Raw genomic sequence first — 15,897 nt, forward strand, 5'->3', positions numbered from 1 at the left:
GCTCTCCTTCATGCGCGACACCAGTTTGTACGTGATCTTCAAGCGGCGGGACTGGCCCCAGGGTTCCGGCGATCGCTCCTCAAGCCACTCGACCGTTTGCTCCCACGTCGCCGAGTCGCTCCGCGAGTTCGTGGGCGCTGATGCCGTACGTCTCCCGGATCCGTACGCCGTCGGGGCCGACGTCGAAGACGCCGCAGTCCGTGTAGACGCGGCTGACGCAGCCGACGCCGGTGAGGGGGTAGGTGCACTGCGGCACGAGCTTCGGCTCACCGGAGCGGGTGAAGAGCGTCATCATCACGTAGACGTCCTTGGCGCCGATGGCGAGGTCCATGGCGCCGCCGACGGCGGGGATGTCGTCGGGCTTGCCGGTGGTCCAGTTGGCGAGGTCGCCGTTGAAGGCCACCTGGTATGCCCCGAGGACGCAGACGTCGAGGTGCCCGCCGCGCATCATGGCGAAGGAGTCGGCGTGGTGGAAGTACGCCGCTCCCGGCAGCTCGGTCACCGGGACCTTGCCGGCGTTGGTCAGGTCGGGGTCGATCGCGTCGCCCTCGGCCTTGGGACCCATGTTGAGCATGCCGTTCTCGGTGTGCAGCACCACCCCGGAGTCGGCCGGCAGATGATCGGCGATCTTGGTGGGCTGCCCGATACCGAGATTGACGAAGGCGCCGGCCGGAATGTCGCGTGCGATGACGGCGGCCAGTTCGTCCATCGAGAGCCGGTGTTCGGCGCTCCTCGGCGCCCCGGCGTACGCCTGGCCGCTCGACGTGGTGCTTGGCGTGGTGGTCATCGGGCCCCCTGCACGGTGTAGTGACGGGCCGCCACCTGGACGACCCGGTCGACGTAGATGGACGGGGTGACGACGGCCTCGGGGTCGAGTTTCCCGGGCTCGACGACCTGGTCGACCTGGACGATGGTCGTCGTCGCGGCCGTGGCCATGACCGGTCCGAAGTTGCGGGCGGTCTTGCGGTAGACGAGGTTGCCCATCGCATCCGCGACGTGCGCGCCGATCAGCGCGTAGTCGCCCTTGATGGGGTACTCCAGCAGGTACTTGCGGCCGTCGATCTCGCGCTCCTCCTTGCCCTCGGCCAGCGGCGTGCCGACCGCGGTCGGGCAGTAGAACGCGCCGATGCCGGCACCGGCCGCGCGCATCCGCTCGGCGAGGTTGCCCTGCGGCACCACCTCGAGCTCGATCTTTCCCTCGCGGTAGAGGCCGTCGAAGACCCAGGAGTCGACCTGGCGCGGAAAGGAGCAGAGCACCTTGCGCACCCGGCCGGCGGCCAGCAGCGCGGCCAGCCCGACGTCGCCGTTGCCGGCGTTGTTGGACACGATCGTGAGGTCCTTCGCCCCCTGCCGGATGAGCGCGTCGATCAGATCGAACGGCATGCCCGCCAGGCCGAAGCCGCCGACGAGGACGGTGGAGCCGTCCTCGATGCCGGCGACCGCCGCATCCGCGCTCTCGACGATCTCCGCCCGGCTCACTGGGCCGTCTCCGTGATGTCGCAGTTCTCGAGTACGACGGCCAGCCCCTGACCGACCCCGATGCAGATCGCGGCGACGCCGTAGCGCTGCTTCGTCTCGCGCAGCACCTTGGCCAGCGTGGCGAGGATGCGACCGCCCGAGGCGCCCAGCGGGTGCCCGATCGCGATGGCGCCGCCCTTCTGGTTGACGATGGCGGGGTCGACCTTCCACGCGTCGAGGCAGGCGAGCGACTGCACGGCGAAGGCCTCGTTGAGCTCGACCGCGCCCACCTGGTCCCAGCCGATCCCGGCCCGCGCCAGCGCGCGATTCGCGGCCTCGACCGGGGCGTAGCCGAAGGCCTGCGGCTCCAGCGCCATCACGCCGCGGCCGGCAATGCGTGCGATCGGGTCGGCCCCGATCATGGCCGCGGCCTTCTCGCTGCCCAACAGCACCGCGGAGGCGCCGTCGTTGAGCGGGCTGGCGTTGCCCGCGGTGATGGTGCCGCCCTGTTCCGGTGTACGGAAGACCGGCTTGAGACCGGCCAGCACCTCCGGTGTGGATCCGGCTCGGATGCCCTCGTCGCGAGTCAGGCCGACGCCTTCGACCGGTACCACCAGGTCGTCGTAGAAGCCCGACTCCCAGGCCTGGTGGGCGAGTTGGTGGGAGCGGGCGGCGAACTCGTCCTGCCGTTCGCGGGAGATCCCGAAGCGCTCCCGGAGCTGCTCGTTGGCCTCGCCGAGGCTGACCGTCCACTCCTTCGGCATCCGCGGGTTGACCAGCCGCCAGCCGAGCGTGGTCGAGACCGCGGTGACATCACCGGCCGGGAACGGCTTCGCCGGCTTGGGCAGCACCCACGGCGCACGCGTCATCGACTCCACACCGCCGGTCAACACCACCTCGGCGTCGCCGGACTCGATCGTGCGACTGGCCGTCATCGCCGCGTCGAGGCTCGAACCGCAGAGCCGGTTGACCGTGGTGCCGGGCACGCTCACCGGAAGCCCGGCGAGCAGCGCCGCCATGCGGCCGACGTTGCGGTTCTCCTCGCCGGCGCCGTTGGCGTTGCCCCACACCACGTCGTCGATCGCGGCAGGGTCGAGGCCCGGCACCCTGGCGAGCGTCGAGGTGATCGCGGCGGCGGCGAGGTCGTCGGGGCGGACGCCGGCCAGCGCGCCGTTGAAGCGGCCGAACGGCGTGCGCGTCGCGGCATAGATGAAAGCACTCATGGCAGCGACGCTAATCCCGGGCAACGATATTCTGAAGTACGCATATCCGGCCCGATTGATATGGACAACATATGGATCTGCGTCATCTTCGGTACTTCGTGGCGGTGGCCGAGGAGCGCCACTTCGGTCGCGCCGCCGAGCGGCTCCACATGGCCCAGCCGCCGCTCTCCCAGCAGATCCGCCAGCTCGAGGCCGAGCTGGGCGTCGAGTTGCTCCACCGCACCACACGCCGCGTGGACGTCACCGAGGCCGGCCGGGCCTATCTCGAGCGGGCGCGCGCGATCCTCGCCGACGTCGACGAGGCCGCCCACCACGCACGGCTCGTCGCCGCCGGCTCGGTGGGCCACCTCGCGATCGGGTGCGTGGGCTCGGCGACGTACAGCCTCCTGCCCGCGCTCTCGCGGCGGCTCTCGGAGGAGCTTCCCGGCGTCGACTTCTCCTTCCGCGGCGAGATGCTCGCGCCCGACCAGGTCGAGGCGCTGCGCACCGGCGCGATCGACGTCGCGCTGCTGCGCCCTCCGGCGGCCGACCTCTCCCTCACCGTGCACACCCTGCGCCGGGACCGCCTCGTCGTCGCCGTACCGGTCGACCACCGCCTCGCCCGCCGGAAACGGTTGCGGGTGGTGGACCTGGCCGGCGCCGACCTGATCGTGCACTCCGCCGACCGCCGGTCGGTGATGTACGACGTGGTGCTGGGCCTGCTGCGCGACGCCGGCGTCGAGCCGCACATCCGCCACGAGGTCGGCGAGACCTCGACGCTGGTCACACTCGTGGCCGGCGGCCTCGGCGTCGCGGTCGTCCCCGAGCCGGTGACCGCGTTGGCGCTCGACGGCGTCGCCTACCTGCCGCTGGCCGGGGCCGACGCACGCGTGGAACTGGCCGTGGCCCACCGCCCCGACCGCTCCGAGCCGCACCTGGCGCGCACCGTGGGGATCATCCGGGCGGCGTTCTGAGACATCTGCCGACGCCGGAAGGCTCGGCATCGCCGCCTCGCCGACCAGGAGGAAGGCCTACGCAACGATCTTCGCGACGGAATCGCGAGCCTGTTGCGCGATGCGGTCGTCGGTGACGTCATCCGCCCCGCCCACGCCGATGGCGCCGATGACCTCCCCGTCGGCCGTCACGATCGGCACGCCGCCGGCGACCGGCAGAAGGTTGGCATCGACCAGGTGGGGAGGTGCCACCTGCATCTGGGGGGACGCGGCGAAGGCCGCGAACTTGGCCGTCGGGACACCACTCACGGCCGACGTGTAAGCCTTGCGTCGCGCGGTCTCCACGCCGAGGAGGCCAACGCCGTCGTCACTGAGAAGGACCTTCGTGACGCCACTTCGGTTGACCACGACAGCGCACACCTTGTGCCCCTCGGCCCTTCCCGCTTCCAGAGCGGCAAGTGCGGCGCCGTGCGCGATCTCGTAGCTGAGGGGCTCTCGCATCGAGCGGTTCCTTCCCTTGGTGACCTGGTGACCGAACGGTCAACCGGCCGTCTTCCGTGGAGTCCTTGGGCGCCCTCGGTCCAGGCGATCGCTGATCCCCAAGGCGCCGGGAGCCCGGCCAGTATGCAGCCGCCCGACCACAGATGTGAAGCGGTTCTCACATTCGCATCCGGATGCTCAGAACTTACTGCGCCGGCCTGCCGAGGAGGTACAGGCAGGCAACGTCCACGAGCTCATCGGTGAGCTGACGCCACGTCAGCGGCCGGTCGGACTCGAACAGTTCGCCGTACAGCACGCGGTTCTGGCAGGCCCCATAGACCAAGCGGTAGACGACATCCAGGCGCAACTCCGGCTCCGGCGCGTCGATCATCGGCAGGATCGGCTCCAGGAACTGCCGGAAGACATGGCAGGCATCAGTGGCGGCCTCGGACCCGACTCGAGCCACTGCGGGATCGGTGGCACCTGCGGCCAAGAAGACCCGCATCAGGCGCTCGTGCGCTTGATACGTCCCGGTGAGTCCGGCGACCGCCGAGGCGACCAGGGCGGTCGGCTCTGTTCGCTGCGGAGTGAAGCGGCGAATGGTGTCAGCGCGAAAGTGATCGATCATGTCGAGCTGCAGAGCCGCGATCAGGCGGTCCTTGCCGGCGAACCGTCGATAGACGCTGCCCACCGAGACGCCCGCTCGAGCAGCGACGGCCGCGACAGTGAGCGCCTCGGTGCCGCCCTCTTCGAGGAGGGCCGTACCTGCTTCCAGGATCCGCTGCTGGGTAAGCCGGCTGCGCGCCTGCTGCGCCGGCGGCAGATCAAGTGACGGTTCGGTACTCACCAACCCAGCGTATACGCCGCCGACATCGGCTCCGGCGGCCCCGCATCCAGCACTGCCGGGCCGCGGACAGCGGCGCGATCAGGCCGGTGGGTGAGCGGCGCACACAGGGGTGGGACCACGCTGACCGGCTCGCGGCCGAGGCCGCCCGTCGGGTGACCACTCTCCCCGACCGAGGAAGCACCGAACGCGACTCTTGACGCACCGCGAGAAGAAATGCGAATGTGAATCACGTTTTAATTTTGCGTGTCGCACATGACGGTGCCCTCGCAGGTGATCCCCACAGCCCTGCACTCACCACCTCCTGTGCGCCCGAGCCGCACAGGAGGCAGGACGATGACCACCACTTCAGAAGTCGACACGGGCACGGCCTACGGCCGCCCGAAACCCTCGTACAACGCCCGTCTGCGCGAGGTCGGGCCCGGTACACCCATGGGCGAGGCGCTGCGCCGCTACTGGCACCCGGTCGCCAGCTCCGAGACGCTCATCGCCGGCGCCCTGCCGCAGAAGACCCGCGTACTGGGCGAGGACCTGGTCGTGTTCCGGGACGGGCAGGGCAAGCCCGGTGTCGTGATCGAGCGCTGCACCCACCGAGGCGCCAGCCTCTTCTACGGCCGGGTCGAGGACGACGGCATCCGCTGCTGTTACCACGGCTGGAAGTTCGACGTGCAAGGCCGCTGCATCGAGCAGGCGTGCGAGCCGGGCCTGGGGCGCAGGCGCGACGCCGCCCGTCAGCCGTGGTACCCGGTGGAGGAGCGTTACGGCCTGGTCTTCGTCTACATGGGCCCGCCCGAGCTCAAGCCCGAACTCCCCCGCTACGACGTGCTGGAGAACCCCGCGGAGGACGAGAAGTACTTCGCCAGCTGGCCGGTCCCCCACGCCGCGGTCCTCGGTATGCCGACGGACTTCAGCTGGCTCAACATCTACGAGAACTCCGCCGACCCGACGCACGTCACCTGGCTCCACTCCACGCACAGCGGGTACCAGATGCTGGGCACCGGCACCTTCGGCTACCCCGAGAACTTCTTCGACCCGGCCCTCGTCGCCGACCGTGTGACGTACGAGCGCACCGACCACGGGCTGAAGTACACCCAGCGGTTCGAGATGGAAGGCGAGGACGGCGAGGTCACCGAGTACGGCTTCGCGGTCGAGCAGCACCTTCCCAACGTCTTCGGCCTGCCGAACTTCGTGAAGGTCACCCCCGACGAGCGGCCGGACCAGTTGCTGTGGGTCGTGCCCTCCGACGACACCAGCCACCGGCTCTTCTTCTCGATCCGCACGAACGATCCCGAGCGCATGATCCACTTCGTGATCGGCATCACGCAGAACGGCAAGCAGAACCACGAGCTGACCGACGAGGAGCGCCAGAAGTTCCCCGGTGACGCGGAGGCCCAGGGCTCGCAGGGAGCCATCACCCTGGACTCCGAGGAGACCCTGGCCACCGGAGACCGCGGCGTCGTCATGCTGCGTCGCATGCTTCTCTCGATGGCCGACGACGTCGAGGCCGGGCGCGACCCGATCAACATCGTCCGCGACCCGTCGGTGGTCCACCGCACCGAGTCCGGCCTCTTCACCCTCGGCAAGCGCAAGGCGGGCGACGACGCCGACGCCCCGGCCGCCGCCGGCATCTGAGCCAGAGCCATGAGCAACGAGTGGCTCGACACCATCGTGGTCGCCCGGCACGACGCGACCGCCCGGATCGTGGTGCTCGAACTGGTCAGTCCCGACGACGTCGAGCTCCCGGAGTTCGCCGCCGGCGCCCATGTCGACGTACTGGTGGACGGTGCCGCCGGGCTGGTCCGCCAGTACTCCCTGTGCGGGCCGCCGCACGACCGCGCCCGATACCGGCTGGCAGTGCTGGCCGAGACGGCGTCGCGCGGCGGCTCGCTGGGAATGCACCGGCTCCGCGAGGGCGACAGGCTGCGGATCTCCCGTCCGCGCAACAGGTTCGGAGTCTCGGACCAGGCGCGTCGCCATCTGCTGATGGCCGGCGGAATCGGCGTCACTCCCCTGTTGGCCATGGCACACGAGCTCGACGCCAGGGGCGCGGAGTACACGTTGCACCACTTCGCTCGAAGCCGGCCGGATTCGGCGTTCCTCGACGAGTTGGAGCAGAACCCCCGCGTTCGGCTCCACTTCGACGACGGCCCGGACGACCAGCGCTTCATCTCCGCCACCGACCTCGGTCCGCCCGACCCCGACACGGCGATCTACGTCTGTGGCCCCGGGGGCTTCATGGACTTCGTGATCTCCATGGCACTCGGAGCGGGATGGCCCGCCGAAGCGATCCACAAGGAGCGCTTCGCACCCGTGGAGGACGCCGCCGCGCACACGGCCGGCAGGACGTTCAGGGTGCGGCTGGCCAAGACCGGCGGCGAGTACGAGGTCAAGGACGGCGAGAGCGTCCTCGACGCCCTGCTCGCGGGCGGCGTCGACGCCCCCTACTCCTGCCAGCAGGGAATCTGCGGCGAGTGCATCGTGCGCGTACTCGCCGGAGAGCCCGACCACCGCGACGACATCCTGACCGACCGTGAACGCGCCGACGGCATGTTCACCACGTGCTCGTCCCGAGCACACTCACCGATTCTGGAGCTGGACCTATGACAACAACGTCCACCGCAACCACCAAGGCCGTCGAGGCGATCGAGCAGATGGAGGCCGCATGGCTCGTGGCTCTCGTCGAGGGCGAGAAAGCGACGATCCCCCTCATGCTCGAGGACAGCCGCGTCGTCCACGGCCCGGTCGGGAGGGTCGACGACCGGGAGACCTGGGCCCATTTCCATGTGACCCGCCGCCGCTCGGTCTCCGCGAAGGCCACGGAGCTCGAGATCACGGTGCGTGGCAACACCGCGATCACCACGTGCTTCCACGAGATGTACACCGTCCTCGACGAGAACCTCGCGCCGTTCCCGATGCAGGAGGTGGTGACGAAGGTCTGGGAGGAGACCGCGGAGGGCTGGCGCCTGGCGCACATGGTCATGGGCAGGCGGTTCCCGCCGGTCTGACGTCCCGGAAGGCTGACGGCACGACCCTCACGACGCTGTCCGATGAATGGACAACAGGGTTCAGGGCGTGCCGCCGGTCATGGAGTGTTCGACGTACATGATTCGTGCGGCGATCGCCCTGCATGGTTCATGCGGCGATCGCCGCTGTCGTGGAAGTGAGGCAACACATGTCAGCCACTGAGATCGAGGCACCCACATCCGGCGCGGTCCGGACCAGTGACCTCTTCATCGCGGGTGAGCACGTCGCGGCCAAGGACGGCCGCTACTTCGAGACCACCGAGGCCCTGACCGGCGAACCGATCGCACGGGTCGCCGCGGCCTCCGTCGGTGATGTCAACCACGCGGTTGACGCGGCGGCGGCGGTCCTTCCGGAGTGGTCGGCCCTTCCGCCGGCCGCACGGCGGTCGGTTCTGGAGCGTGCGGCCGCCCTGCTCGACGAGCGCACCGACGACATCGTCGCCACGATGAGCCGGGAGATGGGCGCCACTCTCCCCTGGTGCGGCTTCAACGTGCACGTCGCGAAGGGCATGCTCGTCGAGGCGGCGGCCCAGGCGTACGCGGCCGTCGGCGAGGTCATCCCGTCGGACGTGCCCGGCCTCACCGCCCTCAGCGTGCGTCAGCCGGTCGGCGTCGTCGTCGGCATCGCACCGTGGAACGCACCGCTCATCCTCGGCGTACGCGCCATCGTGTGGCCACTGGTGTGGGGCAACACCGTCGTACTGAAGTCCTCCGAGCAGACGCCGCTCACCCAGGCCGCCATCGTCCAGGTGCTGCACGACGCCGGTGTGCCCGCCGGAGCGGTCAACCTCATCAGCAACGCGCCCGAGGACGGCCCGAGCGTCGTCGAGGCGCTGATCGCGCACCCCGCCGTGACGCGCGTGAACTTCACCGGATCCAGCAGGGTCGGCCGTATCATCGGCGAACTCGGCGGTCGCCACCTCACCCGTGTGGTCCTCGAACTCGGTGGCAAGGCACCGTTCCTGGTGCTTCCCGACGCGGATCTGGAGGAGGCAGCCGCCGCGGCCAGCTTCGGTGCCTTCATGAACCAGGGCGAGATCTGTATGTCGACCGAGCGCGTCATCGTCGACAGAGCCGTCGCCGACGAGCTCTCCTCCCGTCTGGCCGAGCGTGCCGCCAAGCTGGTCGTCGGCCCCCCGAGCGACCCCACCTCACAGATCGGTCCGCTGGTCCACGCCGGCGCCCGCGACCACGTGGTCGAGTTGATCGAGGACGCCCGTGCCAAGGGTGCGCAGGTCCTGACCGGCGGCACGTCCGACGGCCTGTTCGTGCAGCCCACCGTGCTGCGCGGTGTCACGCCGGACATGCGTGTCTACACCGAGGAGACCTTCGGACCGGTGGTCTCCGTCATCGAGGTGGATTCGACCGACGAGGCCGTCGCGGTCGCCAACGACACCGAGTACGGGCTCTCCGCCGCGGTCTTCGGCAAGGACGCGGCCGCGGCGCTCGACGTGGCCCGCCGGATCAAGTCCGGCATCTGCCACATCAACGGCGCCACCGTGCACGACGAGCCCCAGATGCCCTTCGGTGGTGTCGGTGCCAGCGGCTGGGGCCGGTTCGGGTCCCGCGCCGCGTTGGAGGAGTTCACGGAGTTGCGCTGGATCACCATTCAGTCCGGTTCCCGCCACTACCCCATCTGACGATGGGACGAGTTCGTACGGCGCACGTGACACGGCGTGCGCCGCGCCCCCGGCCCTTGCTCCCATGGCTGTGGTGCCTTGCCGCGGCTTTCAGCCCGGCGGTGGGCGCGGCCTGGCTGGCGGACGCCCGAGAGACAGAGGCCTCCCAGCGGCTCGACCGCGAGCTGGAGGAGTTCCTCAGGTCTGTCTGACGAGGCCCCTGTACCAGGGATCTCCACCCCTCCAAGGAGTCAGCAATGTCGCAGGCCGACAACGACCGCCACGAGATCCGGCAGCTCATCGAGAACTGGGCACTGTGGCGCGATGCCGGGGCTTGGGACCGCTTCGCCACGGTCTGGCATCCGCGCGACGGCTGGATGAGCGCCACCTGGTTCCAGGGAAGCGCCACCGAATTCATCAAGGCCAGTCGTGAGGGCTTCGAGAACGGAGTCAGCATCCTCCACTTCCTGGGTGGCCACACCGCGGACATCGTCGGCGACCGAGCCATCGCCCAGACGAAGATGACCATCAACCAGCGTGCGAGCATCGACGGCGTCGAGGTCGATGTCGTCTGCACCGGCCGCTTCCACGACTTCCTCTCCCGCGACGAGGGCCGCTGGAGCATCGTGCGTCGGCAGCCGATCTACGAGAAGGACCGGCTCGACGTCGTCGACCCCGCTGCCTCACTGACGTTGGATCCCGAGCTCCTGGACCGGTTCCCGACCGGCTACCGGCACTTGGCCTACCTGCAGACCAAGGCGGGCTTCACGGTGAAGGACGGGCTTCCCGGCCTCACCGGCACCGCAGTCGAGCAGCTCTACTCCGAAGGCACACAATGGCTGGCCGGGGCCTGATGCGGGCCGTCACCCGCATGCGGTCGACCCAGCCGAAGACCTACCCGAGGAACAAACGATGAGGTTCACACACGAGACCCTTCCCCAGCGGGTGGTGTTCGCGGCCGGGGAGTCGCCCGTCGCCGTGGCGGCGGAGGTCGAGGCACTCGGCGGTTCCAGGGTCATGCTGATCGCGTCGGACCGCGAGAAGGAACTGGCCGACCCGATCGCCAAGGAACTCCCGGTCGTGCTGCGTCACGAGGAGGTCGTGATGCACGTACCGGTCGAGGTCGCGGGGCGAGCCCTCCGGGCGGCGGTCGACGCGGGCGCGGACATCCTGGTCAGCGTCGGCGGCGGCTCGACCACGGGTCTGGCCAAGGCCGTTGCGATGAGCACCGGGCTGCCGATCGTCGCGGTACCCACCACGTACGCCGGCTCCGAGGCGACCAACGTGTGGGGCCTGACCGAAGGCGAGACCAAGACCACCGGTGTGGACGACAAGGTGCTGCCCGCGTCGGTCGTGTACGACGCCGCTCTGCTGACCACGCTGCCCGGCGAGATGACCGTGGCCAGCGGCCTGAACGCGATGGCGCACTGCGTGGACTCGATGTGGGGGCCACGTACGGACCCGATCGACCGGGCGCTGGCCCAAGAGGGCATCCGCGCACTGGCGACCGGCCTGCCGGCGGTGGCCGACGACTCGACAAGCGTCGAGGGCATCGAGCAGACGCTGTACGGCGCCTACCTCGCCGCTGTCGCGTTCGCCTCGGCCGGCTCCGGGATGCATCACAAGATCTGCCACGTCCTCGGCGGCATGTTCAACCTCCCGCACGCGCAGACCCACGCGGTCGTGCTGCCCTACGTGCTGGCCTTCAACGCCCCGCAGGCCCCCGAGGCGGAGGCGCGTATCGCCCAGGCCTTCGGCACGGTCTTCCACACCGAGGCGGCGGGCGCCGGCCTGGCCGCCCTGCGCCAGTTGCTGGACGCGCCGAGGGCGCTGCGCGACTACGGCATGCCCGAGGACGGCATCGCCAAGGCGCTGGGTCCGATCACGAAGGTGATCCCGGCCGACAACCCCACCCCCGTCACCGACGAGAACCTGACCGCGCTGCTGAGGGCGGCGTGGGCCGGCGACCCGATCAACTGAAGGAGGCCGTCATGGCTACCTACGTCAACCCCGGCTCGGCCCAGGCCGGTGCTCACGGCGCGATCTACCGCGAGGTGTCGCCGGAGCAGCAGGCGGTCGAGCAGCAGCTCGTCGACAACGTCGTGGCCTCCTTCGGCCTCTGCGAGGACCCGCGGCTGCAGGAACTCATGACCTCCCTGGTCAAGCACCTGCATTCCTTCGTCCGCGAGGTCCGGCTGACCGAGGAGGAATGGGGGACGGCGATCGACTTCCTCACCAAGGCCGGCCACATCACCGACGACGTCCGGCAGGAGTTCATCCTGCTGTCCGACACCCTCGGCGCGAGCATGCAGACCATCAACGTCAACAACCAGGCCTACAAGGGCGCCACCGAGGCGACCGTCTTCGGGCCGTTCTTCGTCGAGGACGCCCCGGGGATCGAGCTCGGCGGCGACCTGGCCTTCGGTGCCCCCGGCGAGCCCTGCTGGGTCGAGGGCACCGTCACCGACACCGACGGCACCCCGCTCGCCGGCGCGCGGCTCGAGGTCTGGGAGGCCGACGAGGACGGGTTCTACGACGTGCAGTACGACGCCGGAAAGCGCGCAGGGCGGGCGCACCTCTTCTCCGCGGCCGACGGCAGCTACCGCTTCTGGGGCCTCACCCCGACGCCGTACCCCATCCCCGACGACGGACCCGTCGGCAAGATGCTCGACGCGGTCGGCCGCTCACCGCTGCGCGCCGCCCACCTGCACTTCATGGTGTCCCACGAGGGGGCGCGCACGCTGGTGACCCACATCTTCCCCGAGGGCGACCCGATCGGCCGCAAGGACACCGTCTTCGGGGTGAAGGACTCACTGATCAAGCGGTTCGAGCAACAGCCCGCCGGCACGCCGACGCCCGACGGCCGCGTCATCGAGGGCACGTGGAGCCGGGTGCGCTTCGACATCGTCCTCGCTCCCGCGGGCGTATGACCGCGCCTGCCGCTCCGACTTGAGTCCGACTTGAGGAGGCAGTTCTTGCCGCGGAGGCGGCACGCGGCGTCGAGGAGCGCTGCGAGGGAACCTCGGTTCCCTCGCAGCGCTCCTCGACTTCGTGGGCGGTTCGGAGTGGTGGCTCATGCCCCGCTCTCGACACCGCCGAACGGAGCTTCGCCGTTCATGACGCGCTCCTCCGGAGGAATGGGTGCGAGGCTCACTCGCACGTCGATGCACGTCGGCCGGCGGGCCGCGAGGGCGGCCTCGATCGCCGGGCGAAGCTGGTCCAGCTCCGTGACGTCGACGCCGTCCGCACCGAGAGCTCGTGCCACGCCGCTGTAGGAGCCGTTCTCCAGGCGGTTGTTGGTGACGCGTTCCTGTCCGTAGAAGAACTGCTGGGTGTGCAGGGTGGCACCCCAGGCCTGGTTGTTGAGGACGATCACAACGACCGGGAGCCCCGCCCGGACGAGGGAGTCGAACTCGGCCAGGCTGTAGCCGACCGCGCCGTCGCCGGTGACGAGGATCGTCGCCTTGTCGGGAGTCGCGTACTGCGCTCCCAGAGCGACACCGAGGTTGCTCCCCATCGAACTGAGGTAGCCGTGCCCGAGGTAGTGGGCCAGAGGAGCGAGCGCGATCGTCTCGGAGAGCCACAGCTCGGTCAGAGCTCCGTCGACGAGCACGGTGGCCCCGTCGGGGACGCTTTCGGTGATCGTGCGGACCGCGAGGTACGGGTGGATCGCGTCGTCCTCGTGCTTCTCGGTCTCGGCTGCGAGGGCGGACCGCCGGGCGACCGAGACGTCCCGCAGGGTCCCCAGCCAGTCGCCGCGCCCCGAGGGCACGGGGCTGTCGCCCAGGCGCTCGTTCAGCAGGCCGATCGTGCCGATCGGGTCGGCCTGGATGCCGAGTTCGACATCCTGCAGACGGCCGAGCTCACGGCCGTCGGGGTCGATCTGCAATATCCGCGCGCTCTTCGGGAGCAGTTGGCCCGTGCCGAACCCGGTGGTCATTCCGAAGCGCAGTCCGAGCAGCAGGACCAGGTCGGGCCGCTCGTCCTCGGGGACGGTGGCCAGGGTCTGGACGAGACCGACCTGCTGCTCGGAGCCGACGATCGCCCCGAGACCCTCCCAGTCGGAGAGGAGGGGCACTCCGGCACGGGCGGCGAACTCGTGCAACCGGGCCCGTGCCTCGGCGGTGACGAAGGACTTGCCGACCAGCGCGATCGGCCGCCGGGCGGTGCTGAGCGCCCCGAGGATCTGGTCGACCGCGGCGGCGGAGGCGATGCCGGTGCCGTCGATCTCGACGCGGTAGTCCTCGACCTCGTCGACGTCGACCGTCTGGCGCAGAACGTCCCAGGGGATGTCGAGGAGCACCGGGCCCTTGGGCTCCGACTGCGCGGCGCGGATCGCCTGGGCGACCAGGCGGGGGATCAGGTCGGCGCGGGTGACGCGGTGCGCGAACCTGGTCACCGGGGCCGCCATGGCGACCTGGTCGAATCCGGCCTGCTGGTCGTTGATCTCGTCCCGTTCGAGAGGACCGGAGCCTGCGATGTAGAGGACGGGGGTCCGGTCCAGATAGGCGTTGGTGATCGAGGTCAGGACGTTGGTGAAGCCGCCACCGGCCGTGACGACGGCGACCCCCAGGTCCCCGGTGACCCGTGCATAGCCCTCGGCCGCATGGCCGGCGTTCATCTCGTGCCGCACGTCGACGACCCGGAGCTTGGCGTCCAGGGCCTCCTGGAGAATGGGGTCGATGTGCGCTCCGGGCAGGCCGAAGGCCACGTCGACTCCGGCTCGCTGCAGCGTTCGCACGACGAGCCCACTACCGGTTGCGGTTGCCATTCGGTGGTCCGCCTCTCTGGACGTACTCAGGGTTTCGACAAGGGTCGTTGGAACAGGGCCGGGACAGGGCCGCATCTCGGGCCGCCCGTACGGGAGTCTCGGGTGCGGCCCGGGTGACGACAACGGCTGTGTTCGTTGGATGGTCAATGCTTTGTTCGGCGTTCGGCGTCGAAAGGTCGAGACCTCGGCCCCGGATCCTCGAGGCCGGCTTTGATTCACACCGAGGCCGAGACAGCGACCTCGGGGTCGTACTCGTAGATCCAGCCGTTCGTCCTGAGTGGGTCGGCCTGCGAGTACGCCAGGTCGCGCGCCTGCTGCTCGGGGCCGTCCGGAAGGTGGTTGATGTGAGACCTTCCGTGCGACACCTCCTGCAGGCGTGCCGTGCGGCGTCGACGGAGTTCTTCGTAGCGCCCCAGTGCCGCGGTCGGGTTGTCCGGGTCCGCTGCAAGGCAGAGGGCCAGGACAGCGCCGTCCTCGATCGCCTGGGCGGCACCTTGGGCGAAGAACGGGAACATCGGGTGGGCCGCGTCACCCAGCAGGGTCGTGTTTCCACGGTTCCAGTGGTCGAGGGGCTCGCGGTCGAGCAACGCCCAGCGCCCCGGCGTGTCGGCTGCCGTGATCAGCTCCACCAGACGCGGGTCCCAACCGGCGAACTCGTCGAGCAGTTCCCTGAGCGTCGCGGTGGCCGTCCACGACTCGACACTGTTGCCCCCGGCCGGTGTGAAGGCGACGAGGTTGACGTACTCCTCGCCGGAGACCGGGTAGTGCACGAGGTGGCGGTCGGGGCCGATCCAGAGGGTCTGGGCGCGCCGCCTGGCGAAGTCGGGTGCCTTCTGGGCCGGTACGAGAGCCCGGAAGGCACAGATGCCCGACTCCCTGGCGTGAGTCGGCCCGACGATGGCGCCGCGCACTCGTGAGTGGACCCCGTCGGCGCCGATGAGGATGTCCGGGCGAACCGTCTCGCCGTCCTCGAACCGAAGAACCGCCTGGTCGCCTTCGAACTCGACCGAAACGCAGCGCTTGCCGAGGTGGATCGAGTGCTCGGGGACAGCCGACCTCAAGGCGTTCAGCAGGTCGGCTCGGTGGGCGGTGTAGGTGTGCTCGCCGTACAGGCGTACGCACTCCTTCTCCAGGTTCTCCGCGGAGAGGACGGCGCCGCTCTCCCAGCGCCGGAACTCCCAGCCGGTCTCCATCTGGACCGCGCGCTTGATGAACCGGTCCAGCACGCCGAGACGTCGCAGAAGGCGGGCGGCGTTGGGCGCGATCACCAGGCCGGCACCGACCTCGGTCAGTGCGGTCGCCTGTTCGTAGACGTCGCTGTCGAAGCCCTTGTCGCGAAGGAAAGCCGCGGCGGCGAGGCCCCCGATGCCGCCACCGAGGATCGCGATCTTAGGGCCGTCCTCTGTACTCATCATGCTCTTTCACTCCCGTGGACCTCGAGCGAGGTAGTGACTGACTGCATGCAAGAGTTCCGCAAAGTACGCGTTGTTAGAACGCCATCATTCATTCAACGAACATAGAAGGTAGAGTGACCGGGTCATGAGCGA

At 69.6% G+C, this 15,897-nt stretch carries 15 protein-coding genes; 8 read left to right on the top strand and 7 right to left on the bottom strand.

Annotation, left to right across the window (positions count from 1 at the left end; all coding sequences use genetic code 11):
• Positions 1–79: 79 nt before the first annotated feature.
• The 3 genes from OP79_RS39475 to OP79_RS39485 are packed head-to-tail and all read right to left on the bottom strand — an operon-like array spanning position 80 to position 2,681.
• A complete protein-coding gene (locus OP79_RS39475) occupies positions 80–787 on the bottom strand; it encodes a 3-oxoacid CoA-transferase subunit B (RefSeq protein WP_033327573.1) in 708 nt (235 codons plus the stop codon).
• On the bottom strand, positions 784–1,479 hold the full coding sequence (locus OP79_RS39480; RefSeq protein WP_033327575.1) for a 3-oxoacid CoA-transferase subunit A: 696 nt from the start codon (positions 1,477–1,479) through the stop codon (positions 784–786). Before OP79_RS39480 ends, OP79_RS39475 begins: the two co-directional genes overlap by 4 nt.
• The gene (locus OP79_RS39485; RefSeq protein ID WP_033327577.1) at positions 1,476–2,681 is read right to left on the bottom strand and encodes a thiolase family protein; all 1,206 of its coding nucleotides are present in this window, start codon (positions 2,679–2,681) and stop codon (positions 1,476–1,478) included. Before OP79_RS39485 ends, OP79_RS39480 begins: the two co-directional genes overlap by 4 nt.
• 71 nt (positions 2,682–2,752) lie before the next feature.
• Here OP79_RS39485 and OP79_RS39490 point away from each other — a divergent pair, with 71 nt between their 5' ends.
• On the top strand, positions 2,753–3,634 hold the full coding sequence (locus OP79_RS39490) for a LysR substrate-binding domain-containing protein (RefSeq protein ID WP_033327578.1): 882 nt from the start codon (positions 2,753–2,755) through the stop codon (positions 3,632–3,634).
• A 57-nt stretch (positions 3,635–3,691) separates the two neighbouring features.
• Here the strand turns inward: OP79_RS39490 and OP79_RS39495 are convergent, their stop codons facing one another.
• Together OP79_RS39495 and OP79_RS39500 are read right to left on the bottom strand one after the other, a co-directional pair.
• On the bottom strand, positions 3,692–4,114 hold the full coding sequence (locus tag OP79_RS39495; RefSeq protein ID WP_033327579.1) for a GlcG/HbpS family heme-binding protein: 423 nt from the start codon (positions 4,112–4,114) through the stop codon (positions 3,692–3,694).
• 184 nt (positions 4,115–4,298) lie between these two features.
• On the bottom strand, positions 4,299–4,940 hold the full coding sequence (locus OP79_RS39500) for a TetR/AcrR family transcriptional regulator (RefSeq protein WP_033327580.1): 642 nt from the start codon (positions 4,938–4,940) through the stop codon (positions 4,299–4,301).
• A 333-nt stretch (positions 4,941–5,273) separates the two neighbouring features.
• Between OP79_RS39500 and OP79_RS39505 the strand changes: the two genes are divergently transcribed.
• From OP79_RS39505 to OP79_RS39535, 7 genes are all read left to right on the top strand, one after another.
• On the top strand, positions 5,274–6,569 hold the full coding sequence (locus OP79_RS39505) for a Rieske 2Fe-2S domain-containing protein (protein ID WP_033327581.1): 1,296 nt from the start codon (positions 5,274–5,276) through the stop codon (positions 6,567–6,569).
• Positions 6,570–6,578: 9 nt separating this feature from the next.
• Positions 6,579–7,541, top strand: a complete 963-nt coding sequence (locus OP79_RS39510; protein WP_033327582.1) for a PDR/VanB family oxidoreductase — start codon at positions 6,579–6,581, stop codon at positions 7,539–7,541.
• Complete coding sequence (locus OP79_RS39515; protein ID WP_033327583.1) at positions 7,538–7,942, top strand: nuclear transport factor 2 family protein; 405 nt, start codon at positions 7,538–7,540, stop codon at positions 7,940–7,942. Before OP79_RS39510 ends, OP79_RS39515 begins: the two co-directional genes overlap by 4 nt.
• A 167-nt stretch (positions 7,943–8,109) precedes the next feature.
• A complete protein-coding gene (locus OP79_RS39520; RefSeq protein ID WP_033327584.1) occupies positions 8,110–9,600 on the top strand; it encodes an aldehyde dehydrogenase in 1,491 nt (496 codons plus the stop codon).
• A gap of 236 nt (positions 9,601–9,836) precedes the next feature.
• Positions 9,837–10,433, top strand: coding sequence for a nuclear transport factor 2 family protein (locus OP79_RS39525; RefSeq protein ID WP_033327585.1), 597 nt, complete (start codon positions 9,837–9,839; stop codon positions 10,431–10,433).
• Between the two features lie 58 nt (positions 10,434–10,491).
• On the top strand, positions 10,492–11,559 hold the full coding sequence (locus tag OP79_RS39530) for a maleylacetate reductase (protein WP_033327586.1): 1,068 nt from the start codon (positions 10,492–10,494) through the stop codon (positions 11,557–11,559).
• A gap of 11 nt (positions 11,560–11,570) precedes the next feature.
• A complete protein-coding gene (locus tag OP79_RS39535) occupies positions 11,571–12,509 on the top strand; it encodes a dioxygenase family protein (RefSeq protein ID WP_211270946.1) in 939 nt (312 codons plus the stop codon).
• Between the two features lie 143 nt (positions 12,510–12,652).
• Here OP79_RS39535 and OP79_RS39540 read toward each other — a convergent pair whose 3' ends face one another.
• Both OP79_RS39540 and OP79_RS39545 read right to left on the bottom strand, forming a co-directional pair.
• A complete protein-coding gene (locus OP79_RS39540) occupies positions 12,653–14,350 on the bottom strand; it encodes a thiamine pyrophosphate-binding protein (RefSeq protein WP_078492295.1) in 1,698 nt (565 codons plus the stop codon).
• A gap of 215 nt (positions 14,351–14,565) precedes the next feature.
• Positions 14,566–15,765 (bottom strand): FAD-dependent monooxygenase, encoded by a 1,200-nt coding sequence (locus OP79_RS39545; protein WP_033327589.1) that lies wholly within the window; start codon positions 15,763–15,765, stop codon positions 14,566–14,568.
• Positions 15,766–15,897 lie beyond the last annotated feature (132 nt).

Origin of the sequence: Streptomyces yerevanensis, from assembly GCF_000716805.1 — a bacterium.
GTDB classification, from domain to species: Bacteria; Actinomycetota; Actinomycetes; order Streptomycetales; family Streptomycetaceae; genus Streptomyces; species Streptomyces flaveus.

Excerpts from the sequence above, each read along its gene's own strand:
- OP79_RS39475 (WP_033327573.1), bottom strand. The coding sequence starts at position 787 with ATGACCACCACGCCAAGCACCACGTCGAGCGGCCAGGCGTACGCCGGG.
- OP79_RS39485 (WP_033327577.1), bottom strand. The coding sequence starts at position 2,681 with ATGAGTGCTTTCATCTATGCCGCGACGCGCACGCCGTTCGGCCGCTTC.
- OP79_RS39490 (WP_033327578.1), top strand. The coding sequence starts at position 2,753 with ATGGATCTGCGTCATCTTCGGTACTTCGTGGCGGTGGCCGAGGAGCGC.
- OP79_RS39495 (WP_033327579.1), bottom strand. The coding sequence starts at position 4,114 with ATGCGAGAGCCCCTCAGCTACGAGATCGCGCACGGCGCCGCACTTGCC.
- OP79_RS39505 (WP_033327581.1), top strand. The coding sequence starts at position 5,274 with ATGACCACCACTTCAGAAGTCGACACGGGCACGGCCTACGGCCGCCCG.
- OP79_RS39510 (WP_033327582.1), top strand. The coding sequence starts at position 6,579 with ATGAGCAACGAGTGGCTCGACACCATCGTGGTCGCCCGGCACGACGCG.
- OP79_RS39515 (WP_033327583.1), top strand. The coding sequence starts at position 7,538 with ATGACAACAACGTCCACCGCAACCACCAAGGCCGTCGAGGCGATCGAG.
- OP79_RS39520 (WP_033327584.1), top strand. The coding sequence starts at position 8,110 with ATGTCAGCCACTGAGATCGAGGCACCCACATCCGGCGCGGTCCGGACC.
- OP79_RS39525 (WP_033327585.1), top strand. The coding sequence starts at position 9,837 with ATGTCGCAGGCCGACAACGACCGCCACGAGATCCGGCAGCTCATCGAG.
- OP79_RS39530 (WP_033327586.1), top strand. The coding sequence starts at position 10,492 with ATGAGGTTCACACACGAGACCCTTCCCCAGCGGGTGGTGTTCGCGGCC.
- OP79_RS39535 (WP_211270946.1), top strand. The coding sequence starts at position 11,571 with ATGGCTACCTACGTCAACCCCGGCTCGGCCCAGGCCGGTGCTCACGGC.
- OP79_RS39540 (WP_078492295.1), bottom strand. The coding sequence starts at position 14,350 with ATGGCAACCGCAACCGGTAGTGGGCTCGTCGTGCGAACGCTGCAGCGA.
- OP79_RS39545 (WP_033327589.1), bottom strand. The coding sequence starts at position 15,765 with ATGATGAGTACAGAGGACGGCCCTAAGATCGCGATCCTCGGTGGCGGC.